This window comes from Pseudoalteromonas sp. JC28, assembly GCF_013319255.1.
In the GTDB taxonomy this organism is placed as follows: Bacteria; Pseudomonadota; Gammaproteobacteria; order Enterobacterales; family Alteromonadaceae; genus Pseudoalteromonas.
Genome location: NZ_QOKX01000011.1, coordinates 143,237 through 168,610 on the forward strand (window position 1 = coordinate 143,237; position 25,374 = coordinate 168,610).

25 protein-coding genes are annotated in these 25,374 nt (G+C 44.1%); 11 read left to right on the forward strand and 14 right to left on the reverse strand.

All coding sequences use genetic code 11. The features are described 5' to 3' along the window. Positions 1-74: 74 nt before the first annotated feature. Both cysQ and nudE read right to left on the reverse strand, forming a co-directional pair. On the reverse strand, positions 75-878 hold the full coding sequence (gene cysQ / locus DS891_RS21870; protein ID WP_010374513.1) for a 3'(2'),5'-bisphosphate nucleotidase CysQ: 804 nt from the start codon (positions 876-878) through the stop codon (positions 75-77). A gap of 1 nt (position 879) precedes the next feature. Continuing rightward, entirely contained in the window at positions 880-1,443 is a 564-nt protein-coding gene (nudE, locus tag DS891_RS21875) for an ADP compounds hydrolase NudE (RefSeq protein WP_010607909.1), read from the reverse strand. Positions 1,444-1,504: 61 nt separating this feature from the next. Between nudE and yrfG the strand changes: the two genes are divergently transcribed. Beyond that, positions 1,505-2,164, forward strand: a complete 660-nt coding sequence (yrfG, locus tag DS891_RS21880) for a GMP/IMP nucleotidase (RefSeq protein ID WP_174170922.1) — start codon at positions 1,505-1,507, stop codon at positions 2,162-2,164. Here the strand turns inward: yrfG and DS891_RS21885 are convergent. Next, complete coding sequence (locus DS891_RS21885; protein ID WP_174170923.1) at positions 2,161-2,781, reverse strand: dUTP diphosphatase; 621 nt, start codon at positions 2,779-2,781, stop codon at positions 2,161-2,163. The two genes, yrfG and DS891_RS21885, sit on opposite strands and share 4 nt — an antisense overlap. A 114-nt stretch (positions 2,782-2,895) precedes the next feature. Here DS891_RS21885 and DS891_RS21890 point away from each other — a divergent pair, with 114 nt between their 5' ends. Then, positions 2,896-3,522, forward strand: a complete 627-nt coding sequence (locus DS891_RS21890; protein WP_069023437.1) for a peroxiredoxin-like family protein — start codon at positions 2,896-2,898, stop codon at positions 3,520-3,522. Positions 3,523-3,561: 39 nt separating this feature from the next. Here DS891_RS21890 and DS891_RS21895 read toward each other — a convergent pair whose 3' ends face one another. From DS891_RS21895 to DS891_RS21905, 3 genes are all read right to left on the reverse strand, one after another. Then, complete coding sequence (locus DS891_RS21895) at positions 3,562-5,895, reverse strand: fatty acid cis/trans isomerase (RefSeq protein WP_174170924.1); 2,334 nt, start codon at positions 5,893-5,895, stop codon at positions 3,562-3,564. Then, entirely contained in the window at positions 5,896-6,267 is a 372-nt protein-coding gene (locus DS891_RS21900) for a hypothetical protein (protein ID WP_010374501.1), read from the reverse strand. Between the two features lie 87 nt (positions 6,268-6,354). Beyond that, positions 6,355-7,020: an SDR family oxidoreductase gene (locus tag DS891_RS21905; protein WP_010607904.1), complete on the reverse strand. Its 666-nt coding sequence runs from the start codon at positions 7,018-7,020 to the stop codon at positions 6,355-6,357. Positions 7,021-7,177: 157 nt separating this feature from the next. Here DS891_RS21905 and DS891_RS21910 point away from each other — a divergent pair, with 157 nt between their 5' ends. Further along, complete coding sequence (locus DS891_RS21910) at positions 7,178-7,906, forward strand: transporter substrate-binding domain-containing protein (RefSeq protein ID WP_174170925.1); 729 nt, start codon at positions 7,178-7,180, stop codon at positions 7,904-7,906. Here DS891_RS21910 and DS891_RS21915 read toward each other — a convergent pair. Continuing rightward, on the reverse strand, positions 7,903-8,703 hold the full coding sequence (locus tag DS891_RS21915; RefSeq protein ID WP_010607902.1) for a VOC family protein: 801 nt from the start codon (positions 8,701-8,703) through the stop codon (positions 7,903-7,905). The two genes, DS891_RS21910 and DS891_RS21915, sit on opposite strands and share 4 nt — an antisense overlap. A gap of 180 nt (positions 8,704-8,883) precedes the next feature. Here DS891_RS21915 and DS891_RS21920 point away from each other — a divergent pair, with 180 nt between their 5' ends. Further along, entirely contained in the window at positions 8,884-9,354 is a 471-nt protein-coding gene (locus tag DS891_RS21920; RefSeq protein ID WP_069023445.1) for a DUF3015 family protein, read from the forward strand. Positions 9,355-9,687: 333 nt separating this feature from the next. Next, positions 9,688-11,208: a DUF4105 domain-containing protein gene (locus tag DS891_RS21925; RefSeq protein ID WP_254606015.1), complete on the forward strand. Its 1,521-nt coding sequence runs from the start codon at positions 9,688-9,690 to the stop codon at positions 11,206-11,208. Between the two features lie 4 nt (positions 11,209-11,212). On the opposite strand, the gene DS891_RS21930 is transcribed toward DS891_RS21925, so the two are convergent. The 4 genes from DS891_RS21930 to tesB all read right to left on the reverse strand — a co-directional run bounded on the left by DS891_RS21930 (position 11,213) and on the right by tesB (position 14,112). Next, positions 11,213-11,869 (reverse strand): DUF799 domain-containing protein, encoded by a 657-nt coding sequence (locus tag DS891_RS21930; RefSeq protein WP_174170926.1) that lies wholly within the window; start codon positions 11,867-11,869, stop codon positions 11,213-11,215. Between the two features lies 1 nt (position 11,870). Continuing rightward, positions 11,871-12,215, reverse strand: coding sequence for a DUF4810 domain-containing protein (locus DS891_RS21935; RefSeq protein WP_102055877.1), 345 nt, complete (start codon positions 12,213-12,215; stop codon positions 11,871-11,873). Positions 12,216-12,251: 36 nt separating this feature from the next. Then, positions 12,252-12,920: a CsgG/HfaB family protein gene (locus DS891_RS21940; RefSeq protein WP_174170927.1), complete on the reverse strand. Its 669-nt coding sequence runs from the start codon at positions 12,918-12,920 to the stop codon at positions 12,252-12,254. A 334-nt stretch (positions 12,921-13,254) separates the two neighbouring features. Beyond that, the gene (gene tesB / locus DS891_RS21945; RefSeq protein WP_095728597.1) at positions 13,255-14,112 is read right to left on the reverse strand and encodes an acyl-CoA thioesterase II; all 858 of its coding nucleotides are present in this window, start codon (positions 14,110-14,112) and stop codon (positions 13,255-13,257) included. A 153-nt stretch (positions 14,113-14,265) separates the two neighbouring features. Between tesB and DS891_RS21950 the strand changes: the two genes are divergently transcribed. Beyond that, positions 14,266-14,727, forward strand: a complete 462-nt coding sequence (locus tag DS891_RS21950) for an EVE domain-containing protein (RefSeq protein ID WP_102055875.1) — start codon at positions 14,266-14,268, stop codon at positions 14,725-14,727. Here the strand turns inward: DS891_RS21950 and DS891_RS21955 are convergent. Together DS891_RS21955 and DS891_RS21960 are read right to left on the reverse strand one after the other, a co-directional pair. Then, positions 14,724-14,906, reverse strand: a complete 183-nt coding sequence (locus DS891_RS21955) for a hypothetical protein (RefSeq protein ID WP_010374482.1) — start codon at positions 14,904-14,906, stop codon at positions 14,724-14,726. The two genes, DS891_RS21950 and DS891_RS21955, sit on opposite strands and share 4 nt — an antisense overlap. Then, positions 14,906-15,985 carry a potassium channel family protein gene (locus DS891_RS21960; protein ID WP_010607893.1) on the reverse strand — a complete coding sequence of 360 codons (1,080 nt, stop codon included), beginning with the start codon at positions 15,983-15,985 and terminating at the stop codon, positions 14,906-14,908. The genes DS891_RS21955 and DS891_RS21960 overlap by 1 nt, the downstream gene beginning before the upstream one ends. Positions 15,986-16,107: 122 nt before the next feature. On the opposite strand from DS891_RS21960, the gene DS891_RS21965 reads away from it, so the two are divergent. The 5 genes from DS891_RS21965 (at position 16,108) to DS891_RS21985 (ending at position 23,378) form a co-directional block, all read left to right on the forward strand. Then, positions 16,108-17,052: a chemotaxis protein CheV gene (locus DS891_RS21965; protein ID WP_010607892.1), complete on the forward strand. Its 945-nt coding sequence runs from the start codon at positions 16,108-16,110 to the stop codon at positions 17,050-17,052. Between the two features lie 145 nt (positions 17,053-17,197). Next, the gene (uvrD, locus tag DS891_RS21970; protein WP_010607891.1) at positions 17,198-19,363 is read left to right on the forward strand and encodes a DNA helicase II; all 2,166 of its coding nucleotides are present in this window, start codon (positions 17,198-17,200) and stop codon (positions 19,361-19,363) included. Further along, entirely contained in the window at positions 19,341-21,410 is a 2,070-nt protein-coding gene (locus DS891_RS21975) for a GNAT family N-acetyltransferase (RefSeq protein WP_174170928.1), read from the forward strand. Before uvrD ends, DS891_RS21975 begins: the two co-directional genes overlap by 23 nt. Then, positions 21,391-22,488 carry an ABC transporter substrate-binding protein gene (locus DS891_RS21980; protein WP_010607889.1) on the forward strand — a complete coding sequence of 366 codons (1,098 nt, stop codon included), beginning with the start codon at positions 21,391-21,393 and terminating at the stop codon, positions 22,486-22,488. The genes DS891_RS21975 and DS891_RS21980 overlap by 20 nt, the downstream gene beginning before the upstream one ends. A 41-nt stretch (positions 22,489-22,529) precedes the next feature. Beyond that, positions 22,530-23,378, forward strand: coding sequence for a CZB domain-containing protein (locus DS891_RS21985; protein ID WP_010607888.1), 849 nt, complete (start codon positions 22,530-22,532; stop codon positions 23,376-23,378). Positions 23,379-23,475: 97 nt separating this feature from the next. Here DS891_RS21985 and typA read toward each other — a convergent pair whose 3' ends face one another. Next, the gene (typA, locus tag DS891_RS21990; RefSeq protein ID WP_174170929.1) at positions 23,476-25,296 is read right to left on the reverse strand and encodes a translational GTPase TypA; all 1,821 of its coding nucleotides are present in this window, start codon (positions 25,294-25,296) and stop codon (positions 23,476-23,478) included. Between the last annotated feature and the right edge of the window lie 78 nt (positions 25,297-25,374).

The window sequence follows — 25,374 nt, forward strand, 5'->3', positions numbered from 1 at the left end:
TTATTGCAAGGGATTTAATGCTTAAAACAATTCAAGTGCGCAAAAATCCCACAACCTTCAACTTAAACCGTTATTTATTCTATCGTTCGATGATGTGGACTGATCAACTTTTGCCATTGCCAATCGGGATGCCCCATAACAATAAAGTCTGGGTTTTCGGTAGTTTCTCGTCGATTGTAGGTCAGCGGGTTAAACTCAGCATCGGTAATACAACCTCCGGCTTCTTCGACGATGATTTGTGACGCGCCAGTATCCCACTCTCCCGTTGGCCCTACTCGTAAAAAACAATCCGCCTTACCTTCTGCGATAATGCAGGCTTTTAATGAACATGACCCAAGTGCCACAGTGTCGAACTGACTATTTAAGTACTGACTAACCGCTTCAAGCTTTTGTCTGCGACTTACTGCCAATGTCAGCGTTTCTCGTGGCGAGACGAAAATACGTTTACTTTCGCCTGAGTCACTGCGTTTAAACGCACCTTCATCTTTGCTCGCGTAATATGTCAGCCCTTGAGATGGCCAGTAAATGACGCCTAACACAGGATGATTATTTTCGATGAGCGCAATATTGACGGCAAAGTCACCGCTTTCAAGAATAAACTCCCCAGTGCCATCCATAGGATCGAGTAACCAGTAGCGCTGCCAACTTTGTCGCTCACTCAATGGTGGAATTGGTGTTTCTTCAGACATTACCGGAATGTCAGGTGCTATTTCAGCAAGACCCGCCATTAAGATCTCATTAGATGCCAAATCTGCGGCAGTAACAGGAGTGTGGTCAGACTTTTCTTTTTTACCAATATCATCAGCTTGATAGATTGCCATAATGGCTTCACCGGCACGTTGTGCCAGTGCGATGCAAGGCTCTAAATAGGACTGCAATTTACGCCTCCAGATTCAAATGTGCTTTTAATAACAGTAGTGCCGCGACACTTCTTGCTTCGGTAAAGTCCTCTTGCTGTAACAGGTCATATAATTTATCTAGCGGCCACTTCACTACTACCAATGGCTCTGGCTCATCACCTTCAAGCTGTTCAGGGTAAAGTTCACTAGCGACCAAAATATGCATTTTGGCATTAAAGTAACTCGGTGCCAGTGACACTACTTTGAGTTCAGAGAAAGCATTTGCACCAAAACCTACTTCTTCTTTTAGCTCTCGATTACCCGCTTCCACCGGGGTTTCGCCTGGGTCAATTAGCCCTTTGGGAAAGCCGAGTTGATAGTCATGTGTTCCTGCACAGTATTCTCTCACTAATAATAGCTCATTATCAGCCGTTATGGGCACGATCATTACTGCGCCACGGCCACCGCCACGGACTCTTTCGTATTCTCGTTGCTCGCCATTCGAAAAAGATAACGAAAGTGCTTCTACCGTGAACAATTTGCTTTTAGCCACGACGTCGCAAGCTAAAATTTCTGGTGGTGTGGGATGCTTTTTATGTGACATAGATCATTATTTGCTATCATGGCGAATAACCTAATCATAAAGCCTTTGAAGTTAAATGCCTATGCTAAATTGGTCAAATATCGATACCGTTTTGTTAGATATGGATGGCACATTACTCGACCTCCATTTTGATAATCACTTTTTTCTCGACGTTGTGCCTAAGGCACACGCAAAACGTCAAGGCTTAACCCTTGAGGCTGCAAGGGCCGACATCCTCGCGCGTTATGACGCAGTAATGGGCCAGATAGAATGGTATTGCCTAGATTATTGGCAAGAGCAACTACAGCTCCCTATTATGGAGCTTAAACGTGAAGTACAACACTTGATCTCAATTCGTGAGGATGTACCAGCGTTTTTAGAGGCCTTAAGAGTGAGTGGAAAACAGCTTATCTTGTTGACCAACGCTCACCCAAACAGTCTAAGTTTGAAAATTGAGCGTACCCAATTCGATAAGTATCTCGACAAATTGGTTTCAACCCATGAATATGGCGTAAGTAAAGAAAGTCAGATGTTGTGGCAACAGGTAGAGCGTGATTTGGGCTTTGATAAGTCCCGCACTTTATTTGTGGACGATAGCATTAGCGTGTTAAATGCTGCGAAAGAATTTGGTATTGGCCATTTGCTTGCCGTTGCTAATCCTGATAGTCGGCAACCAGAGCGAGAGATCACTGAATACCTCTCAGTCTCCGATTACCATACCTTGCTACCTATTATAGATTAAGCTGGGTAGCGAGCTTTTAAGCCGTCGTACACGTGTGTTTTAAAGTCTGGGTGCGCTGTATCTAGACTTTTCACCACTTCGACTAAGTGTTCGTTATCTTCTTGGCCATTCCATACCTTGATGTAAGAGCCATCTTTATAGCCATGATCTTGGCGGAAGAAGTTAAGCGTGTTTTTACCGACATATCCACGGTATAGGTCATCAATAGACATCCCGATTTGCTGCATACAACCCGCAAACGCATGGGCATCAAACTCACGTTTGGTCACAGCCGCGCTTGCAAGTAATTCAAGGGTTTCCTTGAAGTCTTCTGCGGTAGTTGGCTTTGCCAATTCAGCCTCTAATTGAATCGCTAGTTGCTCAAATGACGTTTCGCCATCGATACGTAAAGACAAGCCAAAATGAAAAATATCCACTAGCTCTAAAATCACTTGCTCAGTATCTGGCGTTTGCTTTTTCCACCATTTCCAGCCGTAGTGATCTAGCATTTCTGCACACTCAACCCAAATTGCGCGGTACCATTCAAACCCTTGTTCAAACCATTGTTGGTGTACTTTGGTATTCATGGCATGTTGCATTTCTAGCATAACCACAAGCTTAGTGATGTTTGCAGACATTGTGCTCTCTCTTCATGGAAATCAATTACGAGCGATATCATACCGAAGTGAAAGATTTTCGCCAGCGCTTAGGTCTTCTGAGTCGATATCAACTTGAAACCCTAGGAACTTTTTATGCGTCATTTTATTTTATCGCTCGCTTTGGCTTGTTCAGCCTTTGTCAGCGCAGCTGAAATCACTAATATCGCCGCAGCACCTGAGCAAGTGAGCCCACTCCTTCCAGGCATTGATGCCCCTGCATTACAACTCAAAGATAAGTCAGGTAAAACTGTCGACCTCGCGACACGCTATAAAGAAAATATCACCGTACTGGTGGTTTATCGTGGTGGCTGGTGTCCATACTGTTCAAGACAGCTCGCGGGGATCCAAGAAATTGAACCACAGCTTGTTAAAATGGGGGCACAAATTATTGCTATCGCACCAGACTCACCTGAGGCGCTGGCAAAAAGTACAATTGAATCCCCTCACTACCAACTGTTGTCTGATAACGAAATGCGTATGAGCCAAGCGTTAGGTCTCGCCTATTTCCTAGATGATAAAACAGCCCTTGCTTATCGCAACAAGTTGGGCGTAAATTTTGTTGATTTTGAGGGGAACGATAAAGTTGCCTTGCCGGTGCCGGCGGTATTTGTAGTCGATAAGAAGGGCTTGATCCAATTTCAATACGCAAACCCAAATTACAAAGTGAGATTGGATGAAAGTGTGCTACTAGCCGCGGTCAAAGCAGCTAGTCAACTATAGAAAAAGCACATAAAAAATGGAGTCCGAAGACTCCATTTTTTAGCGGTTTTCTAGCCGGTTATAGTCAAATAAACCATATTCAACGCCACGTGTTTGCTTGGCAATATCGTGGATTAAATCACTGTAACGCCAAAACTCTGGGTGAGTCCTGCGGATCCCATATTGCGCTCGTAGCGCTCGGTAATCAGACTCACTATTCATTTGGCTAAATGATGAGACGAAGTCCTCTTGTGCTACCTCGCTTTCTAAATACCAAATTGCCTCTGGGTAATCTCCGATAAAGCCTGGCACAATCGTCGCCGTGTCTTCTGTATACGCTCTTTGCCCTTCTTCATTTAACAAACTGGAGATGTTGTAGTGGGCATTATGGTGTAATAGCGAGAACGCTTGATGTGAACCGTCACTTTGCTTAGTAATAATAAACGAGACCTGAGGAAGCAAATTAATCGCCCTAACGGACATGCTATTGAGTGCCTGCAGTGGCTTGCCGACGGCTTGATAGTCATAATCCCTATTTAGAATCGGCTTAAGCACAGCATGTAGTTTGTCATACAACTCTTGCTTTGGATCGTCCGTTTCGTATTTTATCCCCGTTGGCGCACCGATTAGTGATTTGCGATTGATAAACTCACTTAAGCTCAAGTGTGACTTACGATACCAATAGCGTTTAATTTCCTGTCGATGACTAAGTGGCAGTAAATTTAAAAAGTTTTGCTCACCTTCAAGCCTCAAAAAGTCCATATATAAGCGTGTGATCAACTGATGACCAATGTTGCCATACACGTCAAAACCTGCCACCAGCAAGTAGTGAATGCGCTCGAACAAGGCATAGTCTAATACCCAAGCTGTTTTGGGAGGCTGGCCGATAAAACCTTTAACCACCGTTGCGCTATCAAAATGACGGAAGATAGTTAATGCTGCATTCGGGTTTTCCCCCTCTCCACGCCAAATCAAGTCCATATTGAGACGCTGCCCATCGGCAAACATCTTATCTGCAAGCTCTGTTTTGGCACGTAAGTAATCCTGCTGCTTAGTGGCGTATTTCGCCCAACTGGAAAGCGGTAACGCATTACTTTGCTCAGCCGCAGGTAGCACCAAATCTTCATCATGTTTAAGCAGCAGCTGGTTCACCGCTTCATTGCTATTTTTTTCAGGATCAACAAACGCCACCCAAAAATGGTCGTTAATGACGTTAAGCGCTATTTGACCTCGACATACAGGGCCTTTGATAAAGCCTTTTACAATTAACTCGGCCTCATCCAGCATAAATTGATAACGAGAATTGACCGGAATATCTTTGAATACCTTAAATGGGTTTGCAGCAAGCTCTGGCTCATAACCTGGCAGTTCATCCACGTGATAATCCGCTACATAAAATTGCCGATGTAACCGTGATAGCTTAGCGTCGTTCAATGCCAGTGGCATGTGAGTTTTTGACAAAATGGTACTGCGCACTTGCATCAATCGATAATACACTCTATCGATCTTAGGATCGTCAAACGGACGCACCGAACTCACCAGTGCGATTGGCTGGCCCGGCGGCGTGCTTGAGCGTACCAATTGAAAAAACGCGGGGTCATCCAGATGAGGGAAGTGGATATGGGCTAAATACCAATGCTCAAAAATATAACGCGCGGCAAGGCGGTGTTTATTGGAGTCCTGATTAAAAAATTGTTCCCACTTTTTCACTTCTTTTTGTGCTGCAACACTTGGCTTTGCAATCTGGCTCATTTTACTGCCACTTTGCAGCCATGCTTCCAAGGTTTTGAATTCATCATGCGTGAGCGCTGGTAAGCCGTAGGGCATCCCCGCATGAGGCTGTTGTTTCGCAAGGGTAGAAAATTCATCCATGGTTGGGCAAGACTGCGTTCGATCTAAAGAGAAATCAAACTCTTTACCCAAAATACCTTGCTCAGGAAAACGATGAGACATTTTTAACAGCAAGCTATTGTAAAGCACACTTCCAGCTAGGTTGCTGTATTCAGATTGATTGCGCTCATTCAGCACTGGGGTAAAACCACGCTCACGCCACTGTGTCGTGGTTTGGGCATCGAATAACAGCCGGGTTGGTGTTTGTGCTAACAACCGCGTGCCGTCATACACTAACTCCTTTGACAATCCCCTATCGATTCCTTCTGGAGATGACAGTTTAAGCTGACAAGGTGCGTCATAACAACCATGGCAAACCACACAACGCGACTCCAAAATGGGCTTCACGCTTTGTAAGTAACGTGCACCGCCTTGGTGATATTGTTCGATTCGTGCTTGGGGTTGCTCTGGTCCAAACATATCATCATATTTAGACACACCCAAAGCCACACAGCCAGAAAGCACGGCGACAACCACCGCACAAAACAGTGCACGTTTAGACATTTACTCGCCCTCGTCGTCATCCAGCCCAAGATCAAAAGTCGGCATCATTTCTACTGGAGGCGAGACAAATAATGCATCGCTACTGGTGCTCAGCACAGCACTGAGAATAGGCCCGCGATTAATGAGCAATTGCAACTGATGTTCCGCACCTATCAACTCAGTCACTGTCGTACTAATGTTGTTGAGCGCATAGTCATCAATATGCAAGCTAATATTCTCATCTTCTTTTGGGTTTTGGCACAAATGAGCAAGGAGGTTCTCACTCAACATCACTGATACTTCAGCATCTGGAGAGTCGATATCACGATTCTCGATGTTATCGTCTAACAAAAAAAGCGGCAGTGATAATGGGGTATCTTGTTGTAATTCCATCAAAGGTTACCATCTGAGTATTTGCTTTATATTAGCACAGTTAGATGGCTGATGGCTGAAAAGGGGGCGACGATGCGCCCTGCTTGATTACCAAGGGAGCGTGTCTCCATTGGAGTGCCAAAAACCACCACTGTTTTCGATAGTTAGGTGTTCAATTCTCTTAATTAAACGTTCCGCGGCAACATCTGGACCAATATCACCTGCAAATCCCACCATCTGCGTTTGTACAAAGCCAGGATGGAATAGTCCAACAGCGATATCTTGGTTTTTCAGCTCGTGAGCCATACTCACACTCGCCGCGTTTAATGCTGCTTTCGACATTCTATAACCAATGTAACCACCAGAACCATTATCTGCAATCGAACCCATACGACTTGTGATCATGGCAACTTTACTACCGGCTTTGAGGTTATCGAGCAGTGCATGAGTGACTCGAATTGGTCCTAGCGCATTAACGTTAAATTGGTGGTCGATATTTTCAAAATCCATTTCCGCTAGCGTTTCATTGTGAAATACTCCAGCGTTATTAATAAGAATGTCTATTTTCTCCGAGCCCAATGCCGCCAATAGCTTTTTCGCGCCATTTTCCGTCGCAACATCTATATCTTCAATGATATCCACGCCTAGAGATTCTAGTTCTGCCGATGCTTTGCGAACAACCGCAGTTACTTTGCAGCCTAGAGATAAGTATTGTTTACAAAACTCTAATCCAATCCCACGATTAGCACCGGTCACCAAAACATGTAGTGTCATATCCTTCTCCTCACGATTTTTATGCTCAAACTATTACAATTGGTATGAGTTTACTAAACTCAAGGTCAATCCTGACTGAATTCATTTTTATGATGTACTTTTTCACTTTCTGACAACTTTGCTACAGTTATAACTCTGACAACCGTAAGGATATGTTGTGAAACTCGCACTTAGCACCCTCTTGCTTTTCTTTATCCACAAGGCGACGTTCGCCTACCAAATCAATGTCAGTGAGCTGGTCGCTTATCAGCTTGGCCAACAGCAAATCGCACAACTCATGCAAAAAATATACGCACCTTTGGACATCACGCCCACACTTGTCGTGTTACCCAGTGAGCGCGGATTAGAATATGTAGATCAAGGGTTTTATGATGCGGAGGCAGGACGCACTAGCGCTATTGCAAATGCCTATCCTAACTTACTGCAAATACCCGAACCACTTGCAACCGTGCGAATGGCGGTGTTTTGTCTCAAGAAGGAGCGTTGTACTTTGTCGACCCGGCAAGACTATGTGGTAATACAAGGCAGTTTAATAACGGAGCAAGTTTGTCAGCGTAAAAGGTTGACCTGTAACGCGGTCTCTAACGATGTTTCTGCGTTTCAAGCACTTGAAAAAGGTCATGTAGAACAAATTTTAGCTGATGACTTATTTGCGCTTGGTGCGCTATGTCAGTCAGGACTCGCCGCAGTTTATGTGCGTAGGCTACGAGATGCGAGTTATCCTATTTATCACTATATCAATCGTAAACACCAAGACCTACTGCCGAAATTAACAGCGTCTATCAAGCAGCTAAATAGTAGTGGAGAGCGCGATACTATTCTAAACCGGCTCTCTGAGAACTTTGCCACTTGCCATGGCAAAGTGATTGAATTAGAAATGCATTAAGTTGAAATATCATCCATGGCAGATTCTATGATAGAGAATACCGCCCCTTGAGGATCGGTTATCACGCTGAAGCGACCTACATCTGGTATATCTGTCGGCGGTACACAAATTTCTCCGCCAAGCTTTTGGGCATATTCAGCTTTACTATCGCAGTCCAATACCGCAATGTAAACCATCCAGTGCGGAGGAATGTCTTCACCCCATTCAGCCGTCATTTCTAACATGCCAGCGACGGGTTGCTCATTTACTTTGAACAAGGTGTAGTCCATATTTCCCATGTCTTTGACTTCGATTTGCCACCCAAATAATGCGGAATAAAAGTCACGACTTTTGGCGCTGTTTTTACTCACTAGCTCAAACCAATAAGGGGTATTCGCTTCAAGATGACGTTGCGTCCCAATATGGCCACCCTCTTGCCATAACGCAAACACCGCGCCACCTGGCTCCTTTAACATCACCATCCGCCCTGCCCCTGGGACATCATGAGGGCCTGCAAGCACTTCAGCACCGAGCTCGTTGGCTTTGTTTAGACATTCATCGACATTGTCTACCGCCACATAAGCAAGCCAGTGACTAGGCATGCCTCCTTGTTGTTGCTCAGCGGTCATCTGATACATCGCTGCGACATCATCGACTTCTTTTTGCAACATGGTGTAATAACAATCTTCACCAATGGGCTGGTCAAGAATTTGCCAATCAAATAGTTGGCTATAGAAAGGTTTTGCTGACTGCCAGTCGCTTGAACACAATTCAATCCAACAAAAATAACCGGGTCTAAATTCACTAATTATTGCCATGATAAGCACCAAACTCATTCAAGTGTATTGAATATAGCAGCAGTAGCCTAAAGCCGCCTGAGGCATTTACACAAATTTACAAGTGTGGGAGGTTTATTGTTGTGGAATTAAAAATTAACCTATAGAATCCCGTTCCGCCTTTGAAGACTAGGCGAAATAAAAACAACTATAGGATGTAAAATGTTTAAAACTACTCTAGCTGCAGCAATCGTCGTTGGCGCAATGACTGCCCCTCTAGCTGCACACGCTTCTGATTCTGTAAACCCTTGGCAAGAATGTGGTATCGGTGCAATCATCTTCCCAGATAATGGTGCAGCTGCTGCAATTTCGAATATCATTTGGGACCTTGGTACGACTGCTGTTTCTACAAAGATTTCATCTGTAGAATCTTGTGCTGGTCGTGAAGTAAAAACTGCAATGTTTATTCAGCAAACATTCCCTACACTGGAGCAAGAAATTGCGGAAGGCCAAGGTGAATACGTGTCTGCGATGTTAGCAGTACGTGGCTGTGACGCAGCAGCAACAGCTGACATTGTAACCGCTATCAGAAATGACTACGCAGCGCAGCCTGCAAATAACGCTGAAGCACTATACAACATCGTAGAAACTCGCGTTTCGACTAGCTATTCAGCTCAGTGTAACGCAAGCTAAATAGTATAGGTGAGCACACCTAATAGCGCTGTGCTCACTTTTTTGATGAAGATCGTTCTCAAATATTCAGCTTACAGCTTACTGTTTTATAGTACAGCCACATTAAGCTTTGATACCAACGAGCTGGCCCAAAACACAACGTGGCAAAAACTTCTCCATCTAAAGAAAGATGGCCACAGTTTAATAAAATCAGCTTCTTTTTTTCTATCTGATCACACCCAATTTTCACCAGCGAACGAACTTAATGCAACTATTGCAGCTTTTCAACGTGAGCCTAGTTCACAGTGCCAATTTCCGGCTCGAGCCAAGTGGCTAAGATCCCAAGGCGTTCCGTTGCCAAAAGCGCCAGCTTGCGTGGCTTTTGATGGATGGAAAAATGAAGGTGACTGGAATTCTATCAGCTTAGTGTTTGCCTCCGGATACATGAGCAACCCGGCCTCGCTGTATGGGCATATGTTACTTAAAATCGGCTCTCAATCAGCTCACAATATCCTGTTAGACCGGAGTGTCAATTATGGCGCAATCGTTCCAGAGGACGAAAATGGGTTAGTTTATATAGCTAGAGGGTTATTTGGCGGCTATCAGGCTGGCTTTTCAGATCAGCGATTTTTTCATCATCACCATAACTACAGTGCGGACGAGCTGCGTGACCTTTGGGAGTACAAATTAAATTTAACACCAGATGAAGTCGAATTTATTACAAAACACCTTTGGGAATTACTAAACGCTCAATTTGATTATTACTTTGCTGACGAAAATTGCGCATTTCATATCGCACAACTTATTGAACTTGTGCTTGATAAGCCATTAACGACTGACCTACCGCCTTGGGTGATCCCTGTCACTATTTTTGATAGATTGAATCAAGCTAAGCACCAAGATAATTCTTTAGTGTCAGCGATTCATTATATTCCTTCAACAAGCAGTGAGTTCTACAACTTATATGAGAAATTAAGTCCTGAGCTCAGATCGTTGGCAATCCATCTTTATCACCATCAAAAAGACTTCAATAATGAAAAGTATCAACAGCTTCCAACTGAGCAAAAAGTAATATTACTTGAAGTATTGATGAGCTTTGTACAGCTGCAACTTACCTTAGAAAGAGACGAGAAACGCAACAGCGAGTTTAAACGTGTATTGCTAAAAGAACGAATAAAGCTTCCAGCAGGCATCAGTAAGGCGAAATCCCTCTCGGCTATAACACCAAGTGACAAAGCACCACACTTGGCAACAAAACCGTCGAAAGTAAGCCTAGCCATTCAGTCACAGCCCGATTCAGAGTATACTGCGAGGTTTGGCTTTAGATTGACATATTTTGATTCGCTTTCTCCAGACACTGCTAGAGTTAAATTTTCAAACTTAGAAATGCTGGATGTAGAACTTGCGCTAGCTGATAACGACATAGATATTTACAAGTTTGACGTGCTGGATTTAGAGTCCTTTAATCCAAGCTATGCAAAAGGGTTTGATAACCAAAACTGGGCTTGGCGCCTACGCTTAGGCTATGAAAAGCAGCAGGCTTATTGTAATGATTGCGCTTTTGTTGGATTAAATACTGCTGCAGGCTACGCCCATCTGCTAAATGCTAGCAGCATCACATTTGCTCTCGCAACAATAGAAACTTTTTCTATAAATAACAATTACTATCTCAGCCCTGGTATTGAAGTTGGCTTACTTTCAAGGCTAAATAATTCTTTTGCATTCAGAACCTCTATCTCGAAAAACACTCATCACGCAGCACATGTCAAACTTGAGCTCGCAAACCGGCTTTCGCCTCAATCCGATGTAAGAATTGGTTGGGACTATGCAGAAACATCCCGACTTTCATTACAGTTCAATTATTATTGGGATTAGTGGCTCACTTCGGCTGCCCATACTTAGGTGAGCGCACGCCATAAAGCAAACCATTGCTTGAGTCCGCTGATAATAATCTCTGTGATGCTTTCTGTGAAACTTCAAATCCTTTATCTGAAGTGCTTTCAATCACCTGATTTAGTACCGCGCCAATCAATGCGCCAGCCAAACTGCTATCACGGTCATCTCTGTCTTCACTACTTGACGCTTTTGATTTACCACGCCAAATTACTTGGCCAGTTTTTAAATCAACCAACCTTGCCGATAGCGCTACGGTAGTGTCACTATCTAATACAACGTATGACGTACCATAATCTTGAATCTCTATGTATAAGGCGGCGTCCGCAGCAAAGATTTCATAGAGCTTGTCTATCGCGACACTGTGAACATCATGAGCCACAGTTAAGCCGTTATTTTTAAAAGTCTCATTAACCAAAGATACTGGAAAAACATAATAGCCAGAGTCGGCAAGTGGCTTCACTACTGTCGCCATTACCCCAAAAGGCGCAACAACTTCATTGGAATTATTGATAGGCGGTAACACCAGTATCGACTTAGGATCGCTTTGGATAAAGGCACTATAATCCTGTTTAGGTGCTGTCGCACAGCCATTCAATATGGCAAAAGTCAAAAGCACCAAGCTCGCTTTAATCCATTTCATCTTATTCTCCCTGCGCATTTTTTAGTAAAAAGTCGATATATTGTCGAGACTCAGGATACAGTTGCTTTTCCTGTTCAAAATACGCAAACCCTTTGCCGTTATCCCCTTGCATCAAATATAAGTAACCGAGATGCGCATACATACCTGGTGCTGGACTGATCTGCTTTACTTCTGCGCGCGCTATGCTTGACTCTAACTGACTGATCTGCTGCTCAAGCGACTGCCCATCACCTCGAAAGAACTCATAGAGGTTACGTTCGTAAGAACCGTAATAATATTGTGGTGTCGTACTCTGACAACCAGACAATATCAATAGTAAAGTCGCCACAAATATCATTTGCTTCATAATTTACCTGAGGTTTAGATTAGCTGTGGGGATTGTCTATAAAGGCTTCCAATCGCCTTTCTCGATGCCACTCACCAAGTTATTAACGGCTTCACGAATAGCTAAATCCAATACCTTGCCGTTTAGCGTTGAGTCATACCCCGCAGTGCCACCAAAACCAACCATTTCTCGATTAGATAAGCTGTATTCTCCAGCACCTTGCACTGAGTAGACAACTTCTGAACTAGTCACATCAACGATATTCAGATTTACCTTAGCGTAAGCAATTTGCGATTTTCCTTTACCTAGGATGCCGAACAATTGTTTATCACCTACTTCTTTTCTACCAAACTCGGAAACATCTCCCGTGATCACAAAGTTAGCGCCTTTAATACTTTGTTTTGCGCCCGCAAATCCAGCTTCTTGAGCAATCTCTGTCATGTTTTCTCTATCTAAAACAATAAAGCGATTACTCTGCTGTAAATGGGTGGTCAGAATAGTTTTAGCCTGAGAACCCAAGCGATCCGGTCCTGAACTAAACACACCATTGTGAAAAGCTGAACGGTTTTGCAATTTACCAACCGCTAACTGACTTTTTGGTCCATTATATGTCTGATTATATGAGGCCACTTTAGGTGCTTCTACCGTTCTTGATGCTTCCGTTGCGCAACCCGCGGTTAATCCGACAAACGTCAATGCAATTACTGTGGCAAGCGGTTTATTCATTATCATTCTCCTAAAGTCATATGCGCCAGTCTGTGACGCAGCGATTCGTTTTGTTAATAACAATGTAGATAAATTTAGCTGACTTTAGTGTTAATTTTTGTTTGGGAAAAATGCAATAACGCTACATCTAGATGGGATTTTAAAGATAGTGCAAAATAAAACCGAGTACAGCACCGGAAAAAGTAGTGCAGACGACTTAAGAAGCGGCCATCAACAAACCTAAATTCATTTTTATAACAAATAGTTATGGATTTGTAAGTTTGTGATTTGCTTAGTACTGCACAAAGCACCAAGCAAGATTACTGTTAAAAAGCGCCATACACTTTCCAACAAATTAGCGTTGGCGCATCACGCCTTCTTGAATAGTCGACGCAACTAACTCACCTTGGCGGTTGAAAAATTGACCACGTACTAGGCCTCGGCCATTAGACGCGCTCGGACTATCAACGCTATATAAAATCCATTCATCCATTCTAAACGGACGATGGAACCACATCGCATGGTCTATTGTCGCGACTTGCATATTTGGCTGCATAAACGACAAACCATGTGGTTGTAGTGCAGTTGGTAGAAATTCAAAATCAGAGGCATAAGCCAGCAAATAGTTGTGGATCCTTCTGTCGTCCGGCATGTCACCATTGGCTTTAAACCAAACATTTCTCACCGGGTCCTGTTTTTTAGGTTTGAATGGATTTTGAAAGTTTACAGGGCGCATATCCAGCGGCATTTCTTGCGTAAATTTCGCTCGAAGTGATTCTGGAATGAGGTCCGCATGTTCTTGATAAAAGTGAAGTGATGACTTCAATGTTTCAGGCTCTGGCACATCCGGCATCAAAGATTGATGAGAAACGCCGGGTTCATCCCCTTGGAAAGAGGCAGTCATGTAAAATATCGGCTTACCATATTGAATGGCACTGATCCTACGAGTGCTAAAACTGCGACCATCACGAATGTTTTCGACATCGTAGACGATGGGCTTGCTTGCATCACCAGGACGCAAAAAGTAAGAGTGCAGCGAGTTAACAAAGCGCCCTTCTGGTAAGGTGTATTTTGCTGCGGACAACGCCTGCCCCATCACCTGACCTCCAAACACTTGAGGAAAACCAAGGTCTTGGCTTTGACCTCGATATATTCCTTGCTCAATTTCTTCAAGGCTGAGCAAATCCAACAGATTTTGTAACACTTGACTCATGTTGCACTCCGAACGTCTAGTAGAACTGGCGATAGTCGTTATAATGAGATAATACTTTTACCAAATCCAAGTAAGACTCGGACTGGTAGCAAACCAAGTACATTGCTCAAATGAGTATAATACATCATAACTCAAACTATTGGACTAACCCATATGGCTTATTGGCTGTTTAAAACAGAACCCGATGCATTTTCCATTGATGACTTAAAAAACGCGCCTGAGCAGCAAACTTTTTGGGAGGGAATTCGTAATTATCAGGCAAGAAACTTCCTGCGTGACGAGGTTAAGGTGGGTGACTCAGTGTTTATTTACCACTCAAGCTGTAAAGTCCCTGCGGTTGTCGGTATTGCCAAAGTGGTGAAAGCAGCAGAGCCAGATCCACATCAATTTGACTTAAGCAGTGATTATTATGATGCTAAATCAAGCACTGATAACCCTCGCTGGGTAGGTGTCACTCTAGCATATGAGCGGCACCTACGCCCGGTGACCCTGCAAGCGATAAAAGCCAACACTGCGCTCACCGAGCTGGCTCTAAAAAAAGGGGGGAGGTTATCCATCATGCCCATCATCGAACCTGAGTGGCAGGTTATTTTAGAGATGTCGGGGCAAAGCTAACGTTTTGCTTTGCCTTTTTGTCGCCCGTGCTTAGGCACTATGCTGATATATAGCAGCAAAGCGACCCAAGAAAACAGTAGCGTTCCTATCAGCCAGCCGTTTTTTTCATGCCCTTTGCTGCGCTTGCTTCCTGCAACCAAAGCGACAGGAAGTAAGTAAGCGCACACAACAGCAATCATCAAAAAGAGTTCTTCGAACATAGTGATGACCAGTCAACCTCTGATGCAAGCACTCGCTGTGGTGCAATATAGTGCAAAATATCTCCCCCTGTGATGTTGTAATCCAGAGGTGGGTTTAGATCCATATTTAGCGCATTTATATCGTGCGCAACACCGAGCAGCGTCGCATCATGATGCTGTTTAAAATAACCAAAAATATCACCAAAGGTTAAACAGCTTACCTCTGCAGGTAAGGCTAAGCTAAATTGCGTATCGCCGTGTAGCGTCGACAGCAATTCCTCTTGTACTCGGCTTGAGCCTGGGTCTTGCATGGCTCGCACTAAGATTTCCGCAGACATAGATGCTGAGCATTCAACATTTTTACAATGCTCTCTTAAAAGTAGTGCTTTGCTATCGTCCAAGAAGTGCGCGCTAATATGTGCTTCGGGTTTTACTACCCGACTAAGCTTTAGCGCGGTGGTAAATGTCTGGTTATCATCATCGCCATCAATGATGATTTTGTCAGCCCGCTCAATGTTAATCCGACTTAGCTGTTCGTCATCAGTAAAGCTGGTTAAACGCGCAAATGCGACTTCCGGATAACTCAACAGCGGATGCTCCATGGCCTCGGTGACGGCTAATACGATTTTTCTATCTTCGCGTTTATTGTCACCTAAAATGTAATCCACCATTTTTTTTGTTCTAACATCATGCCAACCAAAAATTACAATGTGGTTTTGCAAATGTGCAAAGTCTTTTTCCCCTGTCATGCCTCTTCTCACCCAATACGTCACAAATTGTCCAGCTTTTCCCAATAACACACCAAATAGCGCAAGGCCAAATGGGATCTGTATTATGGCAACGACTAAACGGCCAAAATCCGTTGTTGCACTAAAGTCTCCGTAGCCAACTGTTGAAGTCGTCACCACGTAGTAATAAAAGAACGTGCTCAGTGGTAATAACGCCGATTCATTGCTGAGCCATAATAACCCCCAGGTCACTGACATATGAATGAGCGTTGCCATAAATAACAGTTGCCAGCTGGCCTTATCCACATGAGCCCGCATCAAAACAACTAAGCGCTTAAAAATTATAGGCATATTGCTTCCCTATCAAATACATACTGCTACCTTACTGCAGATTTTAGCCAAAAAACAACACGACATATCGACTTCTTTGATATAGTCTTAGAAAAGGTTACAAGAAGTAATGAGGGGTTAACATGGCTGGCGTATTGGCCTCAGTAAATCAACGCACACAACTGGTGGGTGAAAACCGCCTAGAGTTGCTATTGTTTCATCTTCATAGCCGCCACTTTTTTGCGCTCAACGTCTTCAAGGTAAAAGAAGTTGTTAAGCTCCCTCATCTTAACAAAATGCCCAATGCACACCCTAAAGTGTGTGGCGTAACCAACATCCGTGGCGAGTCTATTCCGGTTATCGATTTACGACAAGCGATATGCATGCCGCCATGCGACCGAGACAAAGACTGCAACTTAGTGATCACAGAGTACAACCGCTCAGTGCAGGCTTTCTTAGTTGGTAAAGTTGACCAAATCGTCAATACTACGTGGTCCGATATTATGCCAACCCCTAAGTCTGTTGGCCGCAATCACTATCTCACCGCACTGACCAAAATCAAACGTGACGGCGTTGAACACATCGTTGAAATTATCGATGTAGAAAAGGTACTTGCCGAAATCGTTGAATACAAAGTTGAGATCCCGCAAGACATTCTAGATAAAGATATCATCAACGAGTTTCATGGCCGTAAAATTCTACATGCCGATGACTCGCCGACTGCTCGTCGTCAAGTTGCCGATACCTTGGCACAATTGGGCATAGAAATCATCCCAGCGACTGACGGCCAAGAGGCGCTCAATGTGTTAAAGCACTGGGCCGACGAAGGTATCGACGTACAAAAAGAGTTACTTGCGGTGATCACCGATGCAGAAATGCCGGTTATGGATGGTTATCGACTCACCTATGAAATTCGCAATGACAGTCGCCTGAAAGACCTTTATGTCATTCTCAATACCTCACTCAGTGGCAGCTTTAATCATGCCATGGTCGAAAAAGTGGGTTGTAATGCGTTTCTATCAAAATTCCAGCCCGATTTATTGGTTACAGAGGTACAAAATCGGTTGAAGGACGTTTTGCAAAAATAAATATAGATACTGTATAAAAAACCAGTTTATGTTTCTTTATAAATCATAACGTTACCTTTATTCGGTTAGGTTTGCTTTGCGATATGCTGGGATTTACGGCAGCGACTCGGTATACTTGCCATCATTTGAGCAAATAGGCAAAGCAATGGACGTATCAGAATTACTCGACGGCCTCAACGACAAACAGCGCGATGCAGTCGCCGCACCTCTGCAAAACATGTTAGTGCTCGCTGGTGCGGGGTCAGGTAAAACACGAGTACTCGTTCATCGTATAGCTTGGCTTATGCAAGTTGAGCACGCCTCTGCATTTAGTATTTTCGCGGTAACCTTTACCAATAAGGCAGCCAAAGAAATGCGTGCTCGTGTTGAAGCGACGCTCAACGGCCCTGTTGGTGGCATGTGGATAGGCACTTTCCACGGCCTTGCCCACCGCATGTTACGCGCCCATCACCGTGAAGCTAAATTACCAGAGTCATTTCAAATTCTAGATAGCGATGATCAGCAACGAATGATCCGCCGTTTGCTCAAAGCCATGAATATTGATGAGAAAAAGTGGCCACCTAAGCAGTTAAGCTGGTACATCAGCGCGCGTAAAGACGAAGGATTAAGACCCAAAGATATTCAAGCATACGATGTCAATGAACAGCTGATGTTAAATGTATATAGTGCTTACCAAGATGCCTGTGATAGAGCCGGCCTTGTTGATTTTGCCGAGATCCTATTGCGCTGCTACGAGCTATTACAGCAACAACCTACCTTGCTACGTCACTATCAACAACGCTTCCGCCATATGCTAGTGGACGAGTTCCAAGATACCAACAGCATTCAATATTTGTGGCTACGCCTGCTTGCAGGTAGTGACAACAATATCATGATCGTAGGGGATGACGACCAGAGTATTTACGGCTGGCGTGGTGCAAAAATTGAAAACATCAAACGTTTTCTGGACGACTTTAACGCCGAAACGATCCGACTTGAACAAAATTATCGTTCTACTGCAACCATTCTAAAAGCATCCAATGCGCTCATTGAAAACAACGCCGAACGAATGGGTAAAAGTCTCTGGACTGACGGTAACCAAGGCGAGCCAATTTCAATTTACGCCGCTTTTAATGAACTTGATGAAGCACGCTTTGTGGTTGGCAAAATTAAATCTTGGTTACAGGCTGGCAATGCGCTCAGCGACAGCGCGGTACTCTACAGAAACAACGCACAGTCCCGAGTGTTAGAAGAAGCCTTACTTCAAGAAGGGCTAAAATACCGTATTTATGGCGGTATGCGTTTCTTCGAACGCCAAGAGATTAAAGATGCCCTGTCTTACCTTCGTATAATCAGTAATCGTAATGACGACGCGGCATTTGAGCGTGTGATAAACACCCCAACCCGTGGTATTGGTGATAAAACGTTAAGTCATATTCGCGATTGTGCACGTCACGAATCACTCTCACTTTGGGATGCAGCCAAAGCCGTACTTGCGCAAAAGCATTTAGCGGGAAGAGCAGCTACGGCGGTGACAAAATTTATTGAATTAGTCGAGCAGCTAGACGATAAAATTGCCGAGCTTGAACTGGCACAACAAGCACAGACAGCCATTGAGCAGTCAGGTCTCATGGCAATGTATCAAGCCGAAAAAGGCGAAAAAGGCCGCGCTCGAGTGGAAAACTTGGAAGAATTGATCAGTGCTTGTGGTCAGTATGAGCTGCCTATCGATGAAGATTTTACTTCACCATTACAAGGCTTTTTAGCCTATACCTCTTTGGAGGCAGGCGAAGGCCAGGCAGACGAGCACGAAGATGCGGTACAAATGATGACGCTGCACTCGGCCAAAGGTCTCGAGTTCCCATTGGTCTTTATGGTTGGGGTGGAAGAAGGCATGTTCCCATCGCAACAAAGTAATGAAGAGTCAGGCCGCTTGGAAGAAGAGCGCCGCTTGTGCTACGTCGGTATGACACGTGCCATGGATAAGCTTTACATTAGCCACGCAGAAAGTCGCCGCTTGTATGGTCAAGAAAAACATCACAGCCCTTCAAGGTTCTTACGTGAAATTCCTGAAGACTGCATGGAAGAAATCCGGATCAAAACGCAAATTTCTCGTCCGGCTAACTCGGGTCGATTCAGCCCATCAATCAGTCACGCGACCTTTGAAGATAGCGGCTTTAATTTAGGCCAGCGCGTCCTCCATGCCAAATTTGGTGCAGGTACAGTGCTTAACTATGAAGGTGCAGGTGCTCAATCACGCATCCAGGTTAGCTTTGATGATGTTGGTAGTAAGTGGTTAGTAACCGCCTATGCAAGACTTCAAGCACTCTAGTCTTTCACAATTACGTTCTCAGCTTGCCGATGCCCGCCATCGGCAACTCTTGCTTATCACCGGCAGCCAAGCTTGGTGTTACGCGCAGTGTCAGCAGCTACTAGCAAACTCAAACGATAATCTTATCCTAAGTAGCAATAAGACATTAGAAAATGCCGTTTGGCCTGAGCATTTACACCAAATACTCGGACAAGAATTTAGCAACCTAGTCTACGACGGCTTTAGCGGTATTGTGCCTAACAAAATCGCAGCGGCAGCGGGCACGGTAAAAGCAGGCGGCTTACTGCTGTTGTTACTTCCCGAGTTAGATGAACTTGACCACTGGCTAGACCCTGCAATTACCCGCTGGTGTTCAGAGGGGCAAACGCCCAAACACAGCCACTTTTTAAAAAGGTGGCAGCAGCTCTGGCAGCAACGAACAGTTTGGCATATCAGTGAACACTTTGGAGCTCAATTACCCTCAGCGTATCTTGCTACAAGTTCAGTGGTTAGTGGTATTGAAGAGCAACAAATTGTACTTGCGCAACTCTCCGCAATATTGGAAAACCAGCAAACACCTGTATTACTGAGTGCAGATAGAGGTCGAGGGAAGAGCGCGTTATTAGGTCTCTTGGCATCAAAGCATCCTACACAACAATTTGTTATTTGTAGCCGCCATTTTCATGCGCTGCATAGTTGCTTTAGCATGTTTGCTCAAACACTCAATACAGAGGTTGATGTAAAAACGAAGAAGCTGGCTAATCTCAGCTATATGGCACCAGATGCGTTACTACAACAAGCCTCTACGCTTGATAGCAATACGATTATTTTGGTAGATGAGGCAGCTGCCCTGCCAGTTCCATTTTTAATACAAATCACTCAACTTGGTTTTCGCTGCATTTTTTCCAGCACCTTAGTTGGTTATGAGGGTAATGGTAGAGGCTACACGTTACGGTTTAAACGCTACTTAGAATCACATTACCCAAGTTATCTTGATTTCACCTTGTCGACTCCTATTCGTTATGCGTCAGATGATCCACTGGAGCAGCAGATCAGAGATTTATTTGTACTCGAGTGTAAGGCGACATCACCCATACTCACTTCATCAACCACAATGCGCGCTATTTCCCAGAGTGAATTGGTAGAAAATAGCCAGTTACTTGAGCAAGTATTTTCACTGCTCGTTTTAGCGCATTATCAAACCAGCGTGGATGATTTAAGGCAATTGTTAGATGCACCCGATCTGCGCTTACAAGGTGCATTTTGCAATAACGAACTAGTAGGCATTTGCCTTGCTGTCATCGAAGGCGGACTCGCTTCAGATCTCGCAGAAGATATTCTAGTAGGAAAACGAAGACCCACAGGCCATCTCTTGGCGCAGCAGCTAACGACAAGCTTGGGTGATAGCCGTTTTGTCACCGAAAAAAGCGCAAGAGTCGTTAGAATAGCCGTGCACCCGGATGTACAACAGCAAGGAATTGGCAGTCAATTACTTGAATGTTTTGAAACCACATTACCAGAAGATATCAGTTACATAGGAACCAGTTTTGGCCTTACAGCGCCATTGCTTTCGTTTTGGTCACAACGTCACTATCAGCCGATGAAACTGGGATTTAAGCAAGATAAGGCCAGTGGCGAGTATGCAGTTTTGATGTTCAAAAAAATCCGAGGCGACTTAGACAACGCCTATACTCGAGTATTCAAACAAGCTTTTTTCTATCAGTTGCGCTCGCACTATCAACAACTCGATACTGAGGTGGTGAGCGCGCTATTGGCGACCTTACCCTTTGAACATATAGCTAATGAGCAGCTAGATTATTTGCGCTATTTACGTAAAAGCAACCCGGTTGAGCAACAAGTATGTCCTTTTTTATGGCAGTTGATCACAACCGATCCTCGATTGCTTAAAAACTTAACTAAAGTTTCCAAAGCATTAGTGATTCGTCTAATATTACAGCAACATTCGACCCACGTCGTAATTAATTTGCTTGGGTTATCTGGTAAAAAAGCTCTCACCACAACGCTAAGAGAGACAGTACGGCAAGTATATGAGTATTTTCGGTGTTAAATTTTTACTATTCACTTTTGCTTCTGCTGTACTGAGCTTTGCAGCTTCCGCTCAACCTGTGGTGAAGATTGGTATGTCCACCGCACTCTCAGGTCCTGCAAAAGAGATTGGTCAACAACTAAGGGCTGGTGCTGAGCTACATTTTAACTTTTATAACCAGCATAAAACGGATGGCGCAGCTAAGATTGAGTTGCAGGTGCTAGATGATGGCTATGAGCCACACAAAACTGTAACCAATGCTCGTAAGCTCGTTTATGAAAATAAGGTCGATGCATTATTTGGCGTTATGGGCACCCCAACCTCTTACGCTATAAAACCAATTTTAGAACACTCTAAAGTTCCCTTTCTTATGCCATATACTGGCGCTGAGTTTCTCCAAGATCCTATTACTTTTAATGTGTTTAACCTCCGCACTAGCTATAATAAAGAGGCTCAAGATATCATCCGCTACTTCGTCGATGAACAAAAACTCAAGCGAGTCGCTCTACTCATACAAGCCGATGAATTTGGTCTCACCGTAGAAAAAAGCCTTACCAAAGCGTTAGCTGAACGTGGATTCAAACCTGTTGTGATAACCCGTTTTAGACGAAATACTGATGATATTGAGCGAGCACTTGAGCAAGCACAGCGCCATAAAATTGAAGGCTTGGCTATGGTCGGCACCTACACGCCACTGTCTAAGTTTATCAATCGTGCCATGGAAGTTGGCCTAGAAACACAATACGCCACGGTTTCATTTGCCTCCTCCAATGAGCTATTCGCTAGACTCAGAGGCAAGCCCAAAGTATTAGTCACCGAAGTTGTGCCTGACCCAGCGATTTGTAAGGGTAAGCTTTGTGACACTTTTCGCGAAGCAGTTCGCAATAGCACACTTTCCCAAAACGAACAGGTATTCGAAGGCTATCTCAATGCCTACTTGTTGACGACTGCTATCCAGCAATGTGATCTGCCTATTGACAGCAATTGCCTACTAAACGCATTACAACACGAGTTGGAGCATAACACCGTTATTAAAGAGGTATTTATGCTCCAGCCAGCGCAAAAGAAATTGCCAGTTTACCGTTCCTTTTTCCAATAATGTTCTATGCTTAGTTGATACTGACCATATGCGAGGCTGACATGGATTTAATTAACTTTCGCGTCGGGAAAAAAACAATATCACTGCAAATCCTCGATATTCTATTAACTGAACGCTACGAAGAAAATTTAACGGATTTACCCAATGACAACCCCAGCTTCTTGGGCGTCAAAGATTACATGGGCGTACCGACCCCTATTTTTGATTTAGGGATCATATTGAACAAACGCTCTTCCTATGAGACCAATCAAGAATTGGTCAGCATGCTACAGCAGCGAGAGCAAGATCATAAAGAATGGCTTGTCGCACTCGAAGCAAGCATTTTTAACGATGTCCCCTTCACTAAAGCCAAAGATCCAAAGCAATGTGCTTTTGGACAGTGGTATTACGGCTTCAAAACTGAAAATGACGATCTTAAAGCACTACTGAGTCGCTTCGAAGAACCACATGCAAAACTACATTCATTAGCGGATAAACTATTAGTGATGTGCGCACAGGGACATAAACAAGAAGCCATAGATACTCTCGCTCGTGAAAAGAGCACCACTTTTAATAAACTCATAAGATTGTTTGAATCAGCCCGTGATCAGATCATGCTTGACCATAAACCTATCATCGTCTTTACCACTCAAGATGGCCAAAGTCCGCATATCGGTTTGCTTGTCGATAAGGTAGAAGATAACGTTCACTGTGACGAAAGCGATATTAAATCACTACAGGAAATGACCAGTATTGGTTTTGAAATCGATGCGCAAACCAAAAAGTTGATGAAGGGTTTGGTCAAGATGGGAAAACGTCACAGCGTATTGATTGACCCTAGCGCCATTTTCCGCCCAGAACATTTACAAAATTATGAGCCAGAAGAAACAGAAGAGTACGGCTTGTTTTAGATTCAGCAAATGGAGCACAAAAAAACGCCGCAAAATTGCGGCGTTTTTTGTATTCTAAGTAGCCTGCTTCGAGATAACTTGTTATCCCAAGCTCAGGTTACTTAGCTTGGCGGCTAGCGCGTTTACGCTCGCTTTCAGTCAATAATTTCTTACGAATACGGATGCTTTCAGGCGTTACTTCTACTAGCTCGTCGTCATCGATGAACTCAAGCGCTTGCTCTAAAGACATAACAACAGGTGGCACAAGGTTTTGTGCTTCATCAGTACCAGATGCACGTACGTTTGTTAACTGCTTACCTTTAAGCGCGTTTACCGTTAGGTCGTTATCACGGCTGTGAATACCAATAACCATACCTTCGTACACTTCAACACCGTGATCAATAAATAGGCGACCACGCTCTTGTAGGTTGAATAGTGCGTTTGTTAGCGCTTTACCTGCTGCGTTAGCGATTAGTACACCATTTTTACGCTGACCGATGTTACCGCCTTTGTGTGGGCCGTAATGTGAGAACGTGTGGTACATCAAACCAGAGCCAGATGTTAACGTCATAAATTCAGTTTGGAATCCGATTAGACCACGCGCAGGCATCATGAAGTCCATGCGTACACGACCTTTGCCGTCAGGAGACATGTCAGTCATTTCCGCTTTACGCAGACCAAGCTGTTCCATGATAGAGCCTTGGTGTTCTTCTTGACAGTCAATAGTCACTGTTTCGTACGGTTCTTCCAGCTGACCATCAACATGGCGCAAGATTACTTCTGGACGAGATACTGCAATCTCGTAGCCTTCACGACGCATGTTCTCGATAAGAATACCTAAGTGAAGTTCACCACGACCAGATACACGGAAGCTATCTGGGTTATCTGTTTCTTCAACACGTAGTGCAACGTTGTGCACAAGCTCAGCTTCTAGACGCTCAAGAATGTTACGTGAGGTTACGTATTTACCTTCTTGGCCTGAGAATGGAGACGTGTTCACAGAGAAAGTCATTGTTACTGTCGGTTCATCAACAGACAATGGTGGTAGTGCTTCGACATTATTCTGACAACAGATAGTGTCAGAGATTTTCAGCTCACCAAGACCTGTAATTGCGATAATATCACCAGCCGTTGCTTGCTCAACTTCGTGACGGTCAAGACCTAAATAACCAAGTACCTGGCCAACTTTACCATTACGTGTCTTACCATCGGCACCGACAATAGTCACTTGTTGGTTAGGTTTAACTGAACCACGTTTGATACGACCAACACCGATAACACCAACATATGAGTTGTAATCAAGCTGAGAAATTTGCATCTGGAACGGACCTTCAGGATCCGCGTTAGGCGCTTCAACTTCGTCTACGATAGCTTGGAACATTGGTTCCATGTTGTCAGACGGTTCATCAAGATCAAGTGTTGCCCAACCGTTGATTGCTGATGCGTAGATCACTTTAAAGTCTAGCTGTTCGTCAGTTGCACCTAAATTATCAAATAGGTCGAAAACTTGGTCCATTACCCAATCAGGACGAGCGCCCGGCTTGTCAATTTTGTTGATTACAACAATTGGCTTAAGACCCTGAGCAAACGCCTTTTGCGTTACGAAACGCGTTTGTGGCATCGGACCTTCTTGCGCGTCAACTAGTAGTAATACTGAGTCAGCCATCGAAAGAACACGTTCTACTTCACCACCGAAGTCGGCGTGTCCTGGAGTATCTACGATATTGATACGGTAGTCGTTCCACTTGATTGCGGTATTTTTTGCAAGGATGGTGATACCACGCTCTCTTTCAAGATCGTTTGAGTCCATCACTCGCTCTTCATTACCACCGCGCTGCTGTAGTGTACCTGATTGCTCAAGTAGCTTGTCTACAAGCGTTGTTTTACCGTGGTCTACGTGCGCGATAATCGCGATATTTCTTAACTTTTCGATGCTCATATTATTACTCAGTGAAGTTGGCCCTCAGTGATCCTAGTCGATCTACGCAAAAATGCGCGTTGAGATTGCCCGATTGAG

Bases quoted from the DNA above. Each gene is read 5' to 3' on its own strand.
- nudE (WP_010607909.1), bottom strand. From the start codon at position 1,443: ATGTCACATAAAAAGCATCCCACACCACCAGAAATTTTAGCTTGCGAC.
- yrfG (WP_174170922.1), top strand. From the start codon at position 1,505: ATGCTAAATTGGTCAAATATCGATACCGTTTTGTTAGATATGGATGGC.
- DS891_RS21885 (WP_174170923.1), bottom strand. From the start codon at position 2,781: ATGTCTGCAAACATCACTAAGCTTGTGGTTATGCTAGAAATGCAACAT.
- DS891_RS21890 (WP_069023437.1), top strand. From the start codon at position 2,896: ATGCGTCATTTTATTTTATCGCTCGCTTTGGCTTGTTCAGCCTTTGTC.
- DS891_RS21895 (WP_174170924.1), bottom strand. From the start codon at position 5,895: ATGTCTAAACGTGCACTGTTTTGTGCGGTGGTTGTCGCCGTGCTTTCT.
- DS891_RS21900 (WP_010374501.1), bottom strand. From the start codon at position 6,267: ATGGAATTACAACAAGATACCCCATTATCACTGCCGCTTTTTTTGTTA.
- DS891_RS21905 (WP_010607904.1), bottom strand. From the start codon at position 7,020: ATGACACTACATGTTTTGGTGACCGGTGCTAATCGTGGGATTGGATTA.
- DS891_RS21915 (WP_010607902.1), bottom strand. From the start codon at position 8,703: ATGGCAATAATTAGTGAATTTAGACCCGGTTATTTTTGTTGGATTGAA.
- DS891_RS21920 (WP_069023445.1), top strand. From the start codon at position 8,884: ATGTTTAAAACTACTCTAGCTGCAGCAATCGTCGTTGGCGCAATGACT.
- DS891_RS21930 (WP_174170926.1), bottom strand. From the start codon at position 11,869: ATGAAATGGATTAAAGCGAGCTTGGTGCTTTTGACTTTTGCCATATTG.
- DS891_RS21935 (WP_102055877.1), bottom strand. From the start codon at position 12,215: ATGAAGCAAATGATATTTGTGGCGACTTTACTATTGATATTGTCTGGT.
- DS891_RS21940 (WP_174170927.1), bottom strand. From the start codon at position 12,920: ATGAATAAACCGCTTGCCACAGTAATTGCATTGACGTTTGTCGGATTA.
- tesB (WP_095728597.1), bottom strand. From the start codon at position 14,112: ATGAGTCAAGTGTTACAAAATCTGTTGGATTTGCTCAGCCTTGAAGAA.
- DS891_RS21950 (WP_102055875.1), top strand. From the start codon at position 14,266: ATGGCTTATTGGCTGTTTAAAACAGAACCCGATGCATTTTCCATTGAT.
- DS891_RS21955 (WP_010374482.1), bottom strand. From the start codon at position 14,906: ATGATTGCTGTTGTGTGCGCTTACTTACTTCCTGTCGCTTTGGTTGCA.
- DS891_RS21960 (WP_010607893.1), bottom strand. From the start codon at position 15,985: ATGCCTATAATTTTTAAGCGCTTAGTTGTTTTGATGCGGGCTCATGTG.
- DS891_RS21965 (WP_010607892.1), top strand. From the start codon at position 16,108: ATGGCTGGCGTATTGGCCTCAGTAAATCAACGCACACAACTGGTGGGT.
- uvrD (WP_010607891.1), top strand. From the start codon at position 17,198: ATGGACGTATCAGAATTACTCGACGGCCTCAACGACAAACAGCGCGAT.
- DS891_RS21975 (WP_174170928.1), top strand. From the start codon at position 19,341: ATGCAAGACTTCAAGCACTCTAGTCTTTCACAATTACGTTCTCAGCTT.
- DS891_RS21980 (WP_010607889.1), top strand. From the start codon at position 21,391: ATGAGTATTTTCGGTGTTAAATTTTTACTATTCACTTTTGCTTCTGCT.
- DS891_RS21985 (WP_010607888.1), top strand. From the start codon at position 22,530: ATGGATTTAATTAACTTTCGCGTCGGGAAAAAAACAATATCACTGCAA.
- typA (WP_174170929.1), bottom strand. From the start codon at position 25,296: ATGAGCATCGAAAAGTTAAGAAATATCGCGATTATCGCGCACGTAGAC.